General features: G+C 74.5%; 15 protein-coding genes and 1 pseudogene. 13 read left to right on the top strand and 3 right to left on the bottom strand.

The window, feature by feature from the left end:
• Positions 1-444: pseudogene (locus BJP40_RS26500) on the top strand (hypothetical protein); the annotation flags it as partial.
• Between the two features lie 125 nt (positions 445-569).
• Positions 570-956, top strand: a complete 387-nt coding sequence (locus tag BJP40_RS26495) for a rodlin (RefSeq protein WP_071265006.1) — start codon at positions 570-572, stop codon at positions 954-956.
• Between the two features lie 51 nt (positions 957-1,007).
• Here the strand turns inward: BJP40_RS26495 and BJP40_RS26490 are convergent, their stop codons facing one another.
• Both BJP40_RS26490 and BJP40_RS26485 read right to left on the bottom strand, forming a co-directional pair.
• Positions 1,008-1,559, bottom strand: coding sequence for a hypothetical protein (locus BJP40_RS26490; RefSeq protein WP_143066033.1), 552 nt, complete (start codon positions 1,557-1,559; stop codon positions 1,008-1,010).
• Between the two features lie 238 nt (positions 1,560-1,797).
• Positions 1,798-2,424: a TetR/AcrR family transcriptional regulator gene (locus BJP40_RS26485; RefSeq protein ID WP_226962807.1), complete on the bottom strand. Its 627-nt coding sequence runs from the start codon at positions 2,422-2,424 to the stop codon at positions 1,798-1,800.
• Positions 2,425-2,486: 62 nt separating this feature from the next.
• Between BJP40_RS26485 and BJP40_RS26480 the strand changes: the two genes are divergently transcribed.
• From BJP40_RS26480 to BJP40_RS26430, 11 genes are all read left to right on the top strand, one after another.
• Positions 2,487-3,527, top strand: a complete 1,041-nt coding sequence (locus tag BJP40_RS26480) for a saccharopine dehydrogenase (RefSeq protein ID WP_226962808.1) — start codon at positions 2,487-2,489, stop codon at positions 3,525-3,527.
• The gene (locus BJP40_RS26475; RefSeq protein WP_218153240.1) at positions 3,524-4,324 is read left to right on the top strand and encodes a class I SAM-dependent methyltransferase; all 801 of its coding nucleotides are present in this window, start codon (positions 3,524-3,526) and stop codon (positions 4,322-4,324) included. The genes BJP40_RS26480 and BJP40_RS26475 overlap by 4 nt, the downstream gene beginning before the upstream one ends.
• 268 nt (positions 4,325-4,592) lie before the next feature.
• Positions 4,593-6,098: a sensor histidine kinase KdpD gene (locus BJP40_RS26470; RefSeq protein WP_071282955.1), complete on the top strand. Its 1,506-nt coding sequence runs from the start codon at positions 4,593-4,595 to the stop codon at positions 6,096-6,098.
• On the top strand, positions 6,095-6,505 hold the full coding sequence (locus BJP40_RS26465; RefSeq protein WP_071264998.1) for a roadblock/LC7 domain-containing protein: 411 nt from the start codon (positions 6,095-6,097) through the stop codon (positions 6,503-6,505). The genes BJP40_RS26470 and BJP40_RS26465 overlap by 4 nt, the downstream gene beginning before the upstream one ends.
• Positions 6,502-6,864 carry a DUF742 domain-containing protein gene (locus BJP40_RS26460; RefSeq protein WP_071264996.1) on the top strand — a complete coding sequence of 121 codons (363 nt, stop codon included), beginning with the start codon at positions 6,502-6,504 and terminating at the stop codon, positions 6,862-6,864. Before BJP40_RS26465 ends, BJP40_RS26460 begins: the two co-directional genes overlap by 4 nt.
• Positions 6,845-7,495 carry an ATP/GTP-binding protein gene (locus tag BJP40_RS26455; protein WP_071264994.1) on the top strand — a complete coding sequence of 217 codons (651 nt, stop codon included), beginning with the start codon at positions 6,845-6,847 and terminating at the stop codon, positions 7,493-7,495. Before BJP40_RS26460 ends, BJP40_RS26455 begins: the two co-directional genes overlap by 20 nt.
• The gene (locus tag BJP40_RS26450) at positions 7,492-8,946 is read left to right on the top strand and encodes a cytochrome P450 (protein WP_071282954.1); all 1,455 of its coding nucleotides are present in this window, start codon (positions 7,492-7,494) and stop codon (positions 8,944-8,946) included. The genes BJP40_RS26455 and BJP40_RS26450 overlap by 4 nt, the downstream gene beginning before the upstream one ends.
• 201 nt (positions 8,947-9,147) lie before the next feature.
• Positions 9,148-10,272, top strand: coding sequence for a selina-4(15),7(11)-diene synthase (locus tag BJP40_RS26445; protein ID WP_071282953.1), 1,125 nt, complete (start codon positions 9,148-9,150; stop codon positions 10,270-10,272).
• Positions 10,273-10,288: 16 nt separating this feature from the next.
• Positions 10,289-11,641 (top strand): cytochrome P450, encoded by a 1,353-nt coding sequence (locus BJP40_RS26440; RefSeq protein WP_226962809.1) that lies wholly within the window; start codon positions 10,289-10,291, stop codon positions 11,639-11,641.
• A gap of 217 nt (positions 11,642-11,858) precedes the next feature.
• Entirely contained in the window at positions 11,859-13,571 is a 1,713-nt protein-coding gene (locus BJP40_RS26435) for a rhodanese-like domain-containing protein (RefSeq protein WP_071282952.1), read from the top strand.
• On the top strand, positions 13,568-14,323 hold the full coding sequence (locus tag BJP40_RS26430; protein WP_071282951.1) for a sulfite exporter TauE/SafE family protein: 756 nt from the start codon (positions 13,568-13,570) through the stop codon (positions 14,321-14,323). The genes BJP40_RS26435 and BJP40_RS26430 overlap by 4 nt, the downstream gene beginning before the upstream one ends.
• Before the next feature lie 436 nt (positions 14,324-14,759).
• Here the strand turns inward: BJP40_RS26430 and BJP40_RS26425 are convergent, their stop codons facing one another.
• On the bottom strand, positions 14,760-15,047 hold the full coding sequence (locus BJP40_RS26425) for a metal-sensitive transcriptional regulator (protein WP_071282950.1): 288 nt from the start codon (positions 15,045-15,047) through the stop codon (positions 14,760-14,762).
• Positions 15,048-15,356 lie beyond the last annotated feature (309 nt).

The following is a 15,356-nucleotide window of genomic DNA, read 5'->3' as shown; positions in this document are numbered from 1 at the left end:
GGCCCCGCGGCGCCCGGCGCCGCACCGGGCGCGGTCCGCGGCGCCCCGCGCCGGGCCGCGGCGATGGGGCTCGGCGCGGGCGGCAGCATGCACCAGGACGTGTACCGGGACGACCGGCCCCTCGCCGACTGGTCGGCGGAGCCCTCCGGCCGGGTCTTCGTCCACCTCGTCACCCCGCCGGACTGGCGCCGCATCACGGGGGAGGAACCGCCCCCGTCCCCCGTCGACCGCGCGGCGTACACCAGTGCCGGTCTGCCCTGGTACGACTACGACGACGCAGGGGCCGCCGACCTGCCGCCCGCCGCTCCGCTCGGTGCCGTCAAGCCGGTGGGGGACTGGCTCGGCGACGACCACGACCCGTGGGTGCCGCCGGCTCCCGGCCAGGTCACGCCGTTGGGGGACGCTGAACCGCCGGGGCGGCCGGTCGGTGACGGAGCCTGGTGAACGGCCGCTCGTGTGCGGCACACGGGTGAATGTGCCCCTTTCGCCCCCGTCGGCCGTGACGTGCCGGGGGCCTGCCGGTTAGCAGGGGGACCCGGCCGCGGGTCCCCCGACGAGAAGGAAGATTCATGATCAAGAAGGTTGTTGCCTCCGCCGGTATTGCCGCCGCCGCGCTCGGCGCGGGCGCCCCGATGGCGTTCGCCACGGGCGACCACCTCGTGGACACGCAGAACGGCAACTACGCCGAGCAGGCGTACGGCAACACCGTCACCGGTGGCGAGATGAGCCCGCAGTTCAGCGCCGTCCAGGGTTCGCTGAACAAGCTGTGCGCCGGCATCCCGGTCGCTGCGGACGTCCAGAACATCCTGCTCATCAACGTCGGTGTCCAGGACCTGCTCAACGACACGCAGGACCAGCAGTGCGCGGAGAACTCCACCGCCGTCAAGGGCGACAGCGCCCTGTCGCACCTGGTGGAGAGCGTCCTCTCCGAGAACCTCTCCGCCGCCGTCAGCTGAACGCGCGGGACCGCGGGCCGGCCGGGACCTCCCAGCCGGCCCGCGGTCGTGTCAGGTGAGCGTGTTGGTCAGGTGCGGGCCGATGTAGCCGATGAACACGCCGTGCCGTGCGCACGCCCCGTCGAAGTAGTGCAGCCGCGGGGCGACCGTGTTGCCGGAGCCGATCCGCAGGTGCGCGCCCATGAACAGGCGGCGGCTGGGGTGGACGTACTCCGGTACGGGGAAGGTCCGCTGCCGCCGCCAGCACGGGTTGGCCTTGACCGTCTTCGACTCGCGTCTGACGATCTTGCGGGGCGAGATGGTGTGCGCACCCCGCGGCGCGTGCTCGCACCAGGTGCGGAAGTCGCCGTGCGCCCCGCCCTCCATCGCCGCGTCCGCGAAGTCCCGCAGCGCCAGCAGCGCTTCCCAGGCCGTCCGCACCCACGACGAGCCGTACGCCTGGTCGTCCAGTTCCAGGGCCCCCTTCGGGTTGCCGGTGAAGTGCACGTGCCGCATCCCGGCGACGTGCTCCAGTATCTGCGCGAAGGACGAGGGGTCGGGTGGCCCGCCGGTGGCGGTGCCTGGCCTGCGGGCGACTACTAAGAGGTAGCTGCTGCTGTCCACGGATCGGTTCCTTCCGGGCGACGGCGAGCGGCAGGACGGCGCGGAACGGGCGTCACGGGGGGTGTGCCGCTGCGGGCGAGTCGAGAATGACCCACCTCCGAGAGCGCCGTCAACGGAACTTCCCCATTGCGTCAACCCTCGTATATGCGTGCGTCAAACCGGGTCTTATGTGGTCGGTTTCGTACGCCGGGCCGTCGCTCCGCCGGCCGGCCGGCGCCCGTTCCCGTACCGTCGCCCGTCACGGCAGCAGTTGGCGTACGAGGGCGTCGGCCGCCCAGTGCTCCCAGCGCTCCGGTGTCCACCCCCGGCCGCCGACCAGCAGCCCGTAGGTCTCCGGTCCGAGCAGCGCCGCCGCCACGTCCGCAGCGGACCCGGCGTCGTGCCCGCCGCGCAGTGCCCCGCCGGTCTTCGTCACCAGGGCCTCGGCGAAGCGCAGTTGCACGGCGTGCCGCTGGGACACGTTGACCCGCCACAGCTCCGCCAGTTCCGCGTCGGAGGCCGCCGCGCCCCGCACCACGTCCAGGACGGGCGCCGCCCGCTCCAGGATCCGTCGCGCGCCCGCCGCCTGCAGGCCCAGCTGGCGGGCCGGCTCCTGGGCGTCGAGGACCTCGTGGGCCCAGGGGCGGTCCAGGGTGGCGACCGGGTCGGTGTCCCCGGCGACGGCGGTGTCCAGCAGTTCCTTCAGCAGGGCGCGCTTGGTGCCGAACGTGAAGTACACGGTCTGGACGCCGACTCCGGCCGTGCGCGCGATGTCCTCCACCGTCGTCCCCGCCCAGCCGCGCTCGGTGAAGAGCCCGGCGGCGGCGTCGAGCATGCGCAGGCGGGTGCGGCGGGCCTTCTCCGCGCGGGACGTGGGAGCGGTCACGGGTCCTCCAGGCGGTCTGCCGGTGTTGACTGTAGTGACACTACAGTGTGATTCACTAGAGTATGACTACAGTGAAATCGGGTCGGATCCTCGTCGTCGGCGGCCACGGAGCGGTCGGCGCCACCGTCACCTCCACGCTCGCCGCCTGGTACCCCGACCGGGTCCTGCCCGCGGGGCGCAGCAGGGGCGTCCGCGTCGACGTGACGGACCCGGCCGCGTTCGGCCGGGTCCTCGACGGGCTGGCCGACCTGGCGGCGGTGGTGCTGTGCGTGGAGCCCCCGGACCCCGGCGTGGCGCGGCTGTGCCTCGCACGCGGGCTGCACCTCGTCGACGTCGGCGCCACCCGCCGGCTGCTGGACGGCACCGCCGCCCTGCACGACCTCGCCACCGCGACCGGCGCGACGGCCGTCCTCAGCGTGGGCGTCGCACCCGGCCTCACCAACCTGCTGGCCGCGCGCGCCCACCGGGAACTCGGCGGAGCGGCGGACCGCATCGACACCACCGTCCTGCTGGGCTCCGGCGAACGGCACGGCGAGGACGCCGTCCGCTGGACCGTCGAGGGCCTGGCCCGGTCCGCGGGCGGGGCCCGGTCCGCCCGTGTCGAGCTCCCCGGCTTCGGGACGCGGACCGCCCACCCCTTCCCGTTCTCCGACCAGTACACCCTGCGGGCCGGGCTCGGCGTCCCCGACGCCACGACCCGCCTGTGCCTGGACTCCGCGGCGCTCACCGCCGCGCTGTTCGCCGTCCGCGGCGCGGCCCGCCACCCGCGCGTGCGGGACCTGCTGGTGCGCGTCTTCCGCCGCGTGCACGCCGGCGGTGACCGCTTCGCCCTGCGCGTCGACGCCCTGCGCGGAGCCCGCCGCACCACCTGCACGCTGACGGGGCGGCAGCAGAGCAGGGTCACCGGCCTGGTCGCCGCCCACGTCACCCGCGCGGCCCTCGCCGGCACCCTGCCGGCGGGCGTCCACCACATCGAGCGGCTGCCCGCACTCGCCGGAATCCCCGAGGCGCTCGCCGCCGACGGGGTCGCCGTCCACGGCCCGGACCGCGATCCGGAGGACGGCGCCCACCCCGGCCGGCCGGACGGCGGGTGCCACCGGTGAACACCGGTTGGGGCGACGGCGACTACACCGCCGCGGGGGACGCCTGGGCGCACGCCGCCGACCACGTGACCGCCCACGCCCTCGCGCTCCTCGGCCCGCGGAGCGGGGCCCGGCCGAGGGTCCTCGACGTCGGCACCGGCTCGGGCCCCGCCGCCCTCGCTGCGGCCCGCGCGGGCGCCCGTGTCACGGGCCTCGACCCGGAGACCGGTCTGCTCCGCACGGCTGCCCGGCGCGCCCGCCGGGAGGACCTCGCGGTCCGTACCCGGTTCGTGGCGGGCGACGCCCGGGCGCTGCCCTTCGCGGACGGGGCGTTCGACGTGGTCCTGTCCACTTTCGGCGTCATGTTCGCCCCCGACCCGGCGCGCTGCGCCGCGGAGCTGGTCCGCGTCTGCCGCCCCGGCGGGCTCCTCGCGGTCGCCGCGTGGACCCCCGACGGGGTGTTCGGCCGGATCGCCCCCACCGTCACCCGCCATCTGGGGTGGCCCCGGGCCGCCGCGTCACCCACGCGGTGGGGGAGGCCCGAGCCGCTGCGCGCCTGGTTCGCTCCGCTGCCCGTCACCCTCCGTACCCGCGTCGTCCGCGTGCGTGTTGCGTACCCGTCCCTCGAACACGCCGTCACGGCCTTCGAGGACAAGCCGGGTCCCCTGCGCGAGCACCGCGCCGCGCTGGAGGCCGCCGGCCGGTGGCGGGCCGCCCGCGGCGACCTCGCCGCACTGTTCGCCGCGCACGACCGCGCCACCGACGGGACCCTCGTCCTGGACGTCCCCTACCTGCGCGCCACGGGGCGCCGCCGGTAGCGGAGGGGGCGGAGGGCCCGTGTGCCCCGAGGCCCACGGGTGGCCGCCGGGGCGGCGCGCACCGCGGTGGACCTGCGAAGCCCGCGGCCGGGTGGCGGAAACGCGACCCTGCTGGGGGCCTTCGGGTCGCGAGCGCCCCTCTGAAAACGGAACCTTGGGAAAACATCGGGCCATCAGATGACCCTGTGTCAATCAGCTTCACTCGAAAGGGCTATGCTCAACGCCCGTCGTCATATGATCTTTCTCGTCGATGGGTTTGAGGGTGCTGATGGTCCGTGAGGAATCGTCGCCCGGAAGTGGAAGCCCGCGGTCCGCGGCATCTTTCGTGTGGCTGCTGCCCGCTGCTGTGATCGCTGTGGCCGCCGGAGTCCTGGTGGCCGTGGTTCCCGCTTCCGCGCGGGGCCCCGTGGGGGCTCTGGGGGCGGTCGCCGCCCTCACCCTGGCGGCGCTGGGAACCGAGGTCTCCCGCAGGGGGCGCCTGCTGGCGGAGGCGCGGGCCGCGGTCGCCGCCCGCGACACCGCCCTGGCCCGGCGCCACGCCGAGACCGCCCACCTGGCCGGGACCCTGCTCCCGGACGCCGTGGAGCGACTGCGCCGAGGGGAGTTCCCCGAGGACGTGCTCGCCTCCATCAACGCCCCGGAGGAACACCAGGCCGTCGTCCGCGTGGTCGTCGACGCCGTCGTCGCCGAGGAGGACCTGCGCGAGTCGGCGCAGCGCGCCTTCGTCAACATCGCCCGACGCGTCCAGGCCATCGTGCACCAGCAGGCCACCGAACTGCGGGCGATGGAGGACCGCCACGGCAACCGGCCGGACGTCTTCGGCGACCTGCTGCGCATCGACCACGGCACCGCCCTCATCGGCCGCCTCGCGGACTCCATCGCCGTCCTGGGCGGCACCCGCCCCGGCCGCCAGTGGAGCAGGGCCGTCCCCCTCTACAGCGTGCTGCGCGGCGCCATGTCCCGCATCATCGACTACCAGCGGGTCGAACTGCACTCGGTCACCGAGGTCGCCGTCACCGGCCCCGCCGTCGAGCCGCTCATCCACACGCTGGCCGAGCTGCTCGACAACGCCACCCGCTACTCGCCGCCGCAGACCCGCGTCCACCTGACCGCCGTGGACGTGCAGTCGGGCATCGCCGTCGAGATCGAGGACGGCGGCGTCTCGATGAGCGAGGAGGCGCGCAAGCGCGCCGAGCGGATGCTGCGCCAGGCCCAGCAGGGCATCGACCTGAACGACCTCGGGGAGACCCCGCGCCTCGGCCTCGCCGTCGTCGGCCGCCTCGCCCAGGCGTACGGCTTCCAGGTCAGTCTGCGCTCCTCCGCGTACGGGGGTGTGCGCGCCGTCGTGGTGGTCCCCCAGGAGCTGATCACCACCGTCGCCGGCGCCTCCGGCCTCGCCCACGGCATCGGCGCCACCTCCGTGCCCCACACCACCGTCCCGGCCGCGCCCCCCGTCCCGGGGCCCGCCCGCACCGAGCGTCCGGCCACCGGGCCGGTGGCGGCCCCCGAGGCGCCCCCGATGGTCGAGCGGACCCCGAACGGACTGCCCCAGCGCCGCCGCAGGAAGCCGTTCGGCGCACCGCCGCAGGGCGCCGCCGCCCCGGCCTCCGCACCCGCCGCATCCACCGGTGAGACGTCGCCGACGCCCGCCGCCACGGGTCCCGAGCAGGGTCAGCACCCGCAGGTGCAGCCCGGCATGTGGCTGGCCGCCTTCCAGAGCGGCCTGACCGGGGAGCCCACCGACGCAAGCAGCAAGGGGAACACGCAGCAATGATCAAGCAGCAGGCCAATATGGACTGGATGCTCAAGGACCTCGCGGAAGGAGTCCCGCAGACCCGGAACGTGGTCGTGCTCTCCGCCGACGGCCTGCGCATGGCCCAGTACGGCGCGGACAACGACACCGCCGACCGGCTCGCCGCGGCCTGCGCCGGCCTGCAGTCCCTCGCCGGCGCCGTCGCCACCGAACTGCCGCACAGCGACGGCCGGATGCGGCTCGTCGTGATCGAACTGGACGGCGGGTTCTTCTACCTGATGGCCGCGGGAGAGGGCGCGTACCTCGCCGTGCTCGCCGACGAGGGCGTGGACGCGGGGCTGATGGGCCAGCGCATGCGCGACCTCGTCCTGCGGATCGGAGAGCACCTGAGCAGCCCGCCGCGGCAGGACGGGCAGGGCGCCAGGTGAGCGATGCGGGCGGCGGGGACTGGGAGGACTCAAGCCCCGAACGGCTCTACGTGATCACGGGGGGTCGCAGCGGCGGGTCGGCGCCCGTCGACCTCGACCTCGTCACGTTGATCGTGGCGAAGTCGGGGGTGAAACCCGGCATGCAGCCGGAGCACGCGACGATCGTACGCATGTGCCAGTCACCGCTGTCCGTGGCCGAGATCTCCGCGTACACCGGCCTCCCGGTCAGTGTCGTGACGGTGCTCCTCGGTGATCTCCTCGCCGAGAACCGGGTCCTCGCGCGACCCCCGATCCCTCCGGCCCAACTCCCCGACCCCGCGTTGATAGAGGCAGTTATCGATGGACTTCAGAAGCTCTGAGCAGCCCGGCTCCGAGCAGGGCGCCGGCACCGCGGTTCGGGGGCCGCGGACCGAGGACGCCCTGCCCGAGACCGCGACCACCGCGGTGAAGGTGGTGATCGTGGGCGGGTTCGGCGTCGGCAAGACCACCTTCGTCGGCTCCGTCAGCGAGATCCGCCCGCTCACCACCGAGGAGACGATGACCCAGGCCGGGGTCGGCGTCGACGACACCTCGGGCGTCGACGGCAAGACGTCGACCACGGTCGCCATGGACTTCGGCCGCATCAGCATCAACCAGGAACTGGTGCTGTACCTGTTCGGCACACCCGGGCAGGAACGCTTCTGGTTCCTGTGGCGCGGCCTCTTCGAGGGTGCGCTCGGTGCCGTGGTGCTGGTCGACACGCGGCGGCTGGAGGTCAGCTTCGACGTGCTGGGCCGCCTGGAGGAGCGCGGCGTGCCGTTCGTGGTCGCCGTGAACAGCTTCCCGGACGCGCCCGCGTACCCGGTCGAGGAGCTGCGGGCGGCGCTCGACCTGCCGGCCCACGTGCCGATCGTGCCGTGCGACGCCCGGGACCGCACCTCCAGCCGCGACATCCTGATGACGCTGATGCGCTACCTGCAGAACCTCGTCACGACCCAGGAGGCGTCATGACCCCGCCCGACTCCGCGCCTCACGCCTTTCCCCCGGCACCGTCCGCCGGCCTGGCCCCGCCGCCGGGCTGCCCCGCGCACGGCATGGACGGCGGGATCCTGCGCCGCCTGTACGGCCCGGAGGCGGAGGCCGACCCGAAGGCCCTGTACGAGGTCCTGCGCGCCGAGCACGGCCCGGTGGCCCCGGTCCTCCTCCACGGCGACCTGCCGGCCTGGCTGGTGCTCGGGCACCGGGAGAACCTGGAGGTGATGCGGTCGCCTTCGCGGTTCTCCAACGACTCCCGGCTGTGGCGCATGTTCCGGGAGCACCGGGTGCCCGCCGACTCGCCGCTGCGCCCGATGGTGGAGTGGCAGCCGCTGTGCGTGTTCGCGGACGGCGCGGACCACGAGCGGCTGCGGTCGGCCGTGCGGGACGGTCTGGACGGGTTCGACCGCCGAGGCATCCGCCGGTACGTCATCCGCTACACCGACCAGCTCGTCGACTCGGTCGCCGCCACCGGCCAGGCCGAACTGATCGGGGACTTCGCGGAGAAGCTCCCGATGCTGGTGATGACCCAGCTCTTCGGCATGCCGGAGGACTACGGACCGAAGCTCGTGGACGCGGCGCTCGACCTCATGAAGGGCAGTGAGACCGCGCTCGCCAGCAACGACTTCGTGGTCAAGACCCTCCGTACGCTGGTCGAGCGGAAGCGGGAGCGCCCCGGACACGACTTCGCGAGCCGGCTGATGGCGCACGAGGCGGGGCTCGGCGACGACGAGGTCATGGAGCACCTGCGGCTGGTGCTCGTCGCCGCGAACGAGACGACGGTCAACCTGATCGCCAACACCCTGCACCTGGTGCTGACCGACCGGCGCTTCCGTGCCAACCTGGCCGGCGGCCACATGACGCTGCCGGACGCCCTGGAGCAGGTGCTGTGGGACGAGCCGCCGCTCTCCGCCATCACCGGCCGGTGGGCCACCGGGGACACCGTGCTCGGGGGCCGGCAGATCAGGGAGGGCGACATGCTGCTGCTGGGACTGGCGGCGGGCAACGTCGACCCGGAGATCCGCCCCGACCTGGACCGCCCGCTGCTCGGCAACCGGGCCCACCTGGCGTTCAGCAGCGGGCCGCACGAGTGCCCCGGCCAGGACATCGGCAGGGCCATCGCCGACACCGGCATCGACACGCTGCTCGCCCGCCTGCCCGACCTGCGCCTCGCCGTCCCGGAGACCGAGCTGCGCTGGTCGGCGGCCTGGATGTCGAAGCGTCTGGACGCCCTGCCCGTGCAGTTCACGCCGCCGGCGCCGGTGCGCCGGTCGGGGCCGGGCAGTGCGCCGCGGGACTTCGCCTCGACGTCCCCGGGGCCGCTGCCCGAGCAGGTGGCCTCGGACCGGCCCCCGGCGGCGCGGACCGGCGACGGGAGGCCGGTGCGGCGGACGTGGTGGAGCGCGCTGTTCGGATCCGGCCACTGAGCCGCTGACGGTGGTCAGGGCGTCCGACCGGCCGGGACCGTGTCGTTTACACGGCAATCGTCCTGTTGGAAGTGGGTGCACGGGTGACTACTATGCGCCAGAGTTGATCATTCTTGTGGTGCAAGTGCCGTGAGTTGACAGGACTCTGACGGATATTGCGCTAGTGACCCGTCGCTTCTTCGCGACGAGAGGGAGGCCGCAGTGGGGCCCGGGCTGACAGTGCCGCCGATCTACTCGCCGATCCCGCCGGCGATCCATCCGTGCCACGCGGAGGCCGACGTCCAGACCGCGGCCTGGGCGGAGACCTTCCGCATAGGCTCCGAGGAGCTGCGGGGCCGCCTGGTCGCCCAGGAGATCGGCACATTCGCGGCGCGCATCCTCCCGGAGGGGCGCGAGGAGGTGGTCTCCCTCCTCGCGGACTTCATCCTCTGGCTGTTCGGCGTGGACGACGGCCACTGCGAGGAGGGCGAACTGGGCCGCCGGCCGGGCGACCTGGCCGGTGAGCTCCACCGGCTGCTGCGCGTCGCGCACAACCCGGAGGCGCCGCTCATGCTGGACGACCCGCTGGCGGCCGGGCTGCGCGACCTGCGCCTGCGGGTCGACCGGTACGGCACGGCAGGGCAGGCCGCGCGCTGGGTGGACACCCTGCGTGAGTACTTCTTCGCCGTCGTGTGGGAGGCCGGCTACCGCCGCTCCGGGACGGTGCCGCAGCTGAACGACTACACCCTGATGCGCCTGTACGACGGAGCCACCACAGTGGTGCTGCCGTTGCTGGAGATGGGGCACGGCTACGAGCTCCAGCCCCACGAGCGGGACCGCACCGAGGTGCGGGCGGTCACCGAGATGGCGTCCTTCATCATCACGTGGGACAACGACATCTTCTCGTACCACAAGGAGAAGAAGGAGAAGAAGGCCACCGGCTACTACCTCAACGCCCTGCGCGTGATGGAGGAGCACGACGGTCTCACCCCCGAGCAGGCGCTCGCCGAGGCCATCTCCCAGCGCGACCGGGTGATGTGCCTGTACGCGGACCTGACCGCGCACCTGACCCGGCACGGCAGCCCGCAGCTGGGGCAGTACCTGCGGAGCATCGGCCACTTCATCAGGGGGGCCGAGGACTGGGGCATCAGCTCTGTCAGGTACACGACGCCCGATGACCCTGCGGACATGCCGTCCTTCTTCCGCGACACCCCCGTGGACGACAGCAGGAAGCCGCTGGACATCCCAGTCGTGCGGTGGTGGTGGGACCTCCTGCCGGAGGCCGCGTACACGGACGCGGGCGCAGGGTCCGGCCGCCGGCTGCCGCGACAGACCGCCCACAGCTAGAGCAAAGGATTCTTCGGTGTCAGTGGCGTCAATCGGGTTGGAATCGGTGCCCCGCGCCCCAGGGGCCGTACCGCTGCTGGGGCACGCCTGGAAGCTCTGGCGCAACCCGCTGGGCTTCCTCAAGTCCCTCCGGAGCGACGGCGACGTCGTCCGGGTCGACCTCGGCACGATGCCCGTCTACATCGTGACCTCCGCGGAGCTGGTCCACGAAGTGACGGTCCGCCAGGCCAGGAGCTTCGAGAAGGGGCGTCTCTTCGACCGACTGCGCCCGCTCGCCGGGAACGGGCTCGCCACCGCGGGCGGCGAGGAGCACCGCAGGCACCGCAGGCTCATCCAGCCGATGTTCCATCCGCAGCGCATCCACACGTACGCCGCGGTCATGAGCGACAACGCGCGGGCACTGGCCGACTCCTGGACCCCCGGCCAGGAGATCGAGATGGAGCAGGCGATGGCCGGGTACGCGGTGGAGACCCTCGCCAAGACCCTGTTCTCCACGGACATCGGCCTGCCCGCGGTCGAGGCCGTACGGGAGAACCTGCCGGTCGTCCTGAAGAACATGCTCATACGGGCGGCGTCCCCGAAGTTCCTCGACCGGCTGCCCATCAAGGCCAACCGCGACTTCGACGCCGCGGCCGCGCGCCTGCGGCGGGTGATCGACGAGGTGGTCGCCACCACCCGCAGGTCCGGCCCCACCGACCACAACGACCTGCTGTCGGTGCTCCTGGCCGCCCGTGACGCGGAGACCGGCGAATCCCTCACGGACACCGAGGTGCGGGACGAGCTCAGCACGATCCTCTTCGCGGGCGCCGAGACCACGGCGTCCACGCTCGCCTGGACCTTCCACGAACTGGCCCGTCACCCCGGGGTCGAGGAGGAGCTGGTGGCGGAGATCGCGGAGGTCGTCGGCGACCGCCCCGTCACCGTCGAGGACGTCCCGCGGCTGGCGGCGGTGCGCCGGGTGCTCGACGAGGTCATCCGGCTGCACGGAGTCACCCTGCTGATGCGGCGGGCGACCGCTCCCGTCGAACTGGGCGGGCACCGGTTCCCCGAAGGCACCGAGGTGGCGTTCAGCCTGTACGCGATGCACCGCGACCCCGGGCTGTACCCGGACCCCGACCGCTTCGACCCGGACCGGTGGCTGCCGGAGCGGCGGGCGGAGATCGGCCGGCAGGCGTACATCCCGTTCGGGGCCGGGAACCGCAAGTGCATCGGGGACGCGTTCGTCTGGACGGAGGCGACCATCGCCCTGGCGACGATCCTCGCGCAGTGGCGGCTGCGGCCCGCGCCGGGGCACACCCCCAAGGAGGTCGCCTCCGCCGTGGCCCACCCGGACCGCGTCCCGATGATCGTGGAGCCACGCCGCCCCTGACTCCGCCGCCCGGCAGGGCGACGCCGACGGCCCGGCCGCGCCCGGAGGGGCGCGGCCGGGCCGTCGGCGTCGGAGTGGGAGGCGGACGGCTCGTTCTCGCCTTGCGCCGGCGCGGAATCCGCTTCAAAAATACCCCCCGGGGTACCCGTGATAGGGTGCCTATATACCCCCGGGGGTAACACCCGCACCCCTGGGCACCACCGGAAGGAGTGCCCTCGTGTTCTTCGTCGACACCATCGAGACGCAAGGACTCGGCAACCGGAGCTACCTCGCCGGAGGCGACCGCCGCGCCGTCGCCGTCGACCCGCCCCGCGACATCGACCGCGTCCTCGCCGCGGCCGCACGGCGCGGCGTGCGCATCGTCCTCGTCGTGGAGACCCACGTCCACAACGACTACGTCACCGGCGGCCTCGAACTAGCCCGCGTCACGGGAGCCCCCTACCTCGTCCCCGCCGACGCCCGCGTCTCCTTCCCGCACACCCCCGTGCGCGACACCGACCGGCATCCGGTCGACAACGCCCTGGAACTGCGGGCCATGGCCACCCCCGGCCACACCCCGCACCACACGGCGTACGTCCTGGAGGACGCCGGCACCCCGGTCGCCGCGTTCACCGGCGGCTCCCTGCTGATCGGCACCGTCGGCCGCCCCGACCTCGTCGAGCCCCGCCTCACCGAACGGCTCGCCCGCGACCAGTACGCCTCCGCCCACCGGCTCGCCCGCGAACTCCCCGACGCCACCGCCGTCCTCCCCACCCACGGCTTCGGCAGTTTCTGCTCCTCCACCAGCGTCGACGGCGCCGACACCACCACCATCGGCACTGAGAAGACCGCCAACGACGCCTTCGCCAAGGACGCCGACACCTTCGTCGCCGACCTGCTCGCCGCGCTCGACGACATCCCCGCCTACTACGCCCACATGGGCCCCCTGAACGCCGCCGGCCCCACCCCGATCGACCTCACCCCGCCCGCGCGGGCGGACGCCCACGAGATCGCCGCCCGGCTCGCCGCCGGCGAATGGGTCGTCGACCTGCGCAGCCGCGTCGCCTTCGCCGAAGGCCACGTGGCCGGCGCGTACAATCTGGAGGCCGACGGCGCACTCGCCACCTACCTGGCCTGGCTCATCCCCTGGGGGCGGCCCGTCACCCTCCTCGCCGACTCCGCCGCCCGCCTCGCCGACGCCCAGCGCGAACTGGCCCGCGTCGGCATCGACCGCCCCGCGGCGGCCTCCGTGGGCACCCCCGCGGACTGGCTGCGCCCCGGCGAGGCACCCCGCTCCTTCCGCCGCGCCGGCTTCGCCGAGCTCGCCGCCGCACTGGCCGCGGACCCCGGCCTCGTCGTCCTGGACGTGCGCCGTGCCGCCGAGCGGGCCGCCGGCCACATCGAAGGCTCCGTCCACATCCCCGTCCACCTGCTGCGCCGCCGCACCCGGGACCTGCCCGCCGGCACGGTGTGGGTGCACTGCGCGGGCGGCATGCGCGCCGCCATCGCCGCCTCCCTGCTGGACGCGGAGGGCCGCGACGTCGTCGCCGTGGACGACGCCTTCGACCCGGACGCCTTCGCCGCGCTGCGGGCCGCGGCCGGAGCGGACCCGGGCCGGGTCAGTGCCGAGCAGGCCCACGACCGGCTGCGGGGCGGTGACGGAGCCGTACTCCTCGATGTGCGGGAGGCCGCGGAGTGGCAGGCGGGCCACGCGCCCGGAGCCGTCCACGCCCCGCTGTCCGGCCTCCTCGCCCGGGCGGCCCTCCCCGAGCCGGCCAGGGACCGCCCCCTCGTCGTGATCTGCCGGTCCGGGCAGCGTTCCCAGCAGGCCGCCCGGCTCCTCGCCGAGCGCGGGGCGCACGCCGTGGACGTCGAGGGCGGCATGCGCGCATGGGCGCAGGCCGGATTCCCCGTCGTCGACCCGCACGGCAACCGCGGCTCGATCGCGTGAGCGCACTGCTCCTCGCCCTGGCCGCGGGAGCGGCCGTGGGACTCGCCCTCGGCGCGCTCGGCGGGGGCGGCGGCGTCCTCGCCGTGCCCGCGCTGATCTACCTGCTCGGCTTCCGCCCCGTCGACGCCGCCACCGCGAGCCTGCTGATCGTCGTCGTCACCTCCGCCACGGCCCTCTACGGCCACGCCCGCGACGGGCGGGTCCGGTGGGCGGCCGGCGCGCTGTTCGCCGTGGCCGGCGTCGGGCCCGCCGCTCTGGCCGGGGCCCTCGCCGACGGGGTCCCGCGGCGCGCCCTGACCGCCGCGTTCGCCGCCGTCGCCGTCCTGGCGGCCCTGCGGATGCTGCGCGGCAAGCCCCAGGCGGACGAGGACGCGGGTGCGCCGGTCCGGCCGGTGCGGGCCGCGGCCGCCGGGGCCGCGCTCGGCGGGGTCACCGGCTTCCTCGGCGTCGGCGGCGGCTTCCTCGCCGTTCCTGCGTTGGTGGGGGTCGTCGGGCTGCGCATGCGCGCGGCCGTCGGCACCAGCCTCCTGGTGATCACCGTCAACGCGCTCGCGGCGCTGACCGCCCGCTCCGGCGCGGCAACCGCCCTGGACTGGGCGGTGGTGGCGCCCTTCACCGGCGCCGCCGTCCTCGGCGCCTGGGACGGCAGGCGCCTGGCCGCCCGCGTCCGACCCGAAACCCTGAGCCGGGTGTTCGGATGGCTCCTGCTGGCCGTGGCGGCGTTCATGGCGGCGGACGCGGCCCGGCGGTGACACACACGGAGCGGAGCCCGGGGGGTGCCTCCGCGGCGGAGCGGTACGCAGCAGGCGAAGGGCCCGCGGGCGGTGCGGCCCCGGCGCCCCGGGGCGACGCGCCGGTCCCTCGGGACAGCCGCCGGCCGACCGCGCAGGGGGCAGGGTCGGGACTCCCCGCTGACGCGAGGGGCTCCGTCTGCCCGCCCGCGTCCGGAACCGGGGCGGCTCGCCGTGGTGGCACGCAGGGCCGGGCCGGCCCGCGGGCTGTCTCAGGTGCCCGGTCCTCCGGACGCCCCGTCGGGCCGTACGGGGCTGACGGGCCGCTGGTGCCCGTGCGGCCGGTGCGCGCACGGCGCCCGCCCTCCCGTCGGCCGAGGCAGCCGGTGGAACGGCGATCCACGACGGCGGGGTCGGCGCGTGTGCGCCAAGCGCCGCCCGGCCTGGCCCGCCCGGCTCAGGCCAGGGAGAGGAAGAGCTTCTCCAGGCGTGCGCGCACCTCCTCGCGGTCCGCCTCCGGTGCCTCACCGTCCCCGAGGCCGGTGAGGCACTGCTGAAGGCCCGTCGCGATGATCGCGAAGCCGGCCCGGTCCAACGCCCGGGACGCCGCGGCCAACTGGGTCACGACCGCCTCGCAGTCGCGGCCCTCCTCGATCATCCGGATCACCCCGGAGATCTGGCCCTGCGCCCGGCGCAGCCGGTTCAGCACCGACTTCAGCTCGGCTCCCGCGAGATCCAGTTCCACGCCACCCACTCCTCACCACATACCCGGAGGGGTACTTTACCCCGGTCTGCGGGCCCGCCGCGGGCACCGGAGCGCGCCCCGGCCCTCCACCGCGCCCCGGGCAGCGCCCGCCGCCGACGCGCAGCGGCCCGATCCCGCACACCGTGGCCTCCCGCGCACCGGTACGGGCAACCGCCGGGGCCCCCCCCGCGGACCTTCCCGATGTGTCCGGAATCCGGTCGAAGGCGGCGGGTGAACCGGCCGGGTCCCGGGATGACCGCTTCCCGGCCCGGGCTCACGGGGCAGAATCGGCTCAGTGCCCGGCCCGCC

The organism is Streptomyces sp. CC53, from assembly GCF_001865245.1.
Taxonomy (GTDB): domain Bacteria; phylum Actinomycetota; class Actinomycetes; order Streptomycetales; family Streptomycetaceae; genus Streptomyces.
This window is presented reverse-complemented; position numbering and strand designations above follow the sequence as displayed.

Excerpts from the sequence above, each read along its gene's own strand:
- BJP40_RS26495 (WP_071265006.1), top strand. The coding sequence starts at position 570 with ATGATCAAGAAGGTTGTTGCCTCCGCCGGTATTGCCGCCGCCGCGCTC.
- BJP40_RS26480 (WP_226962808.1), top strand. The coding sequence starts at position 2,487 with ATGACTACAGTGAAATCGGGTCGGATCCTCGTCGTCGGCGGCCACGGA.
- BJP40_RS26470 (WP_071282955.1), top strand. The coding sequence starts at position 4,593 with ATGGTCCGTGAGGAATCGTCGCCCGGAAGTGGAAGCCCGCGGTCCGCG.
- BJP40_RS26465 (WP_071264998.1), top strand. The coding sequence starts at position 6,095 with ATGATCAAGCAGCAGGCCAATATGGACTGGATGCTCAAGGACCTCGCG.
- BJP40_RS26455 (WP_071264994.1), top strand. The coding sequence starts at position 6,845 with ATGGACTTCAGAAGCTCTGAGCAGCCCGGCTCCGAGCAGGGCGCCGGC.
- BJP40_RS26450 (WP_071282954.1), top strand. The coding sequence starts at position 7,492 with ATGACCCCGCCCGACTCCGCGCCTCACGCCTTTCCCCCGGCACCGTCC.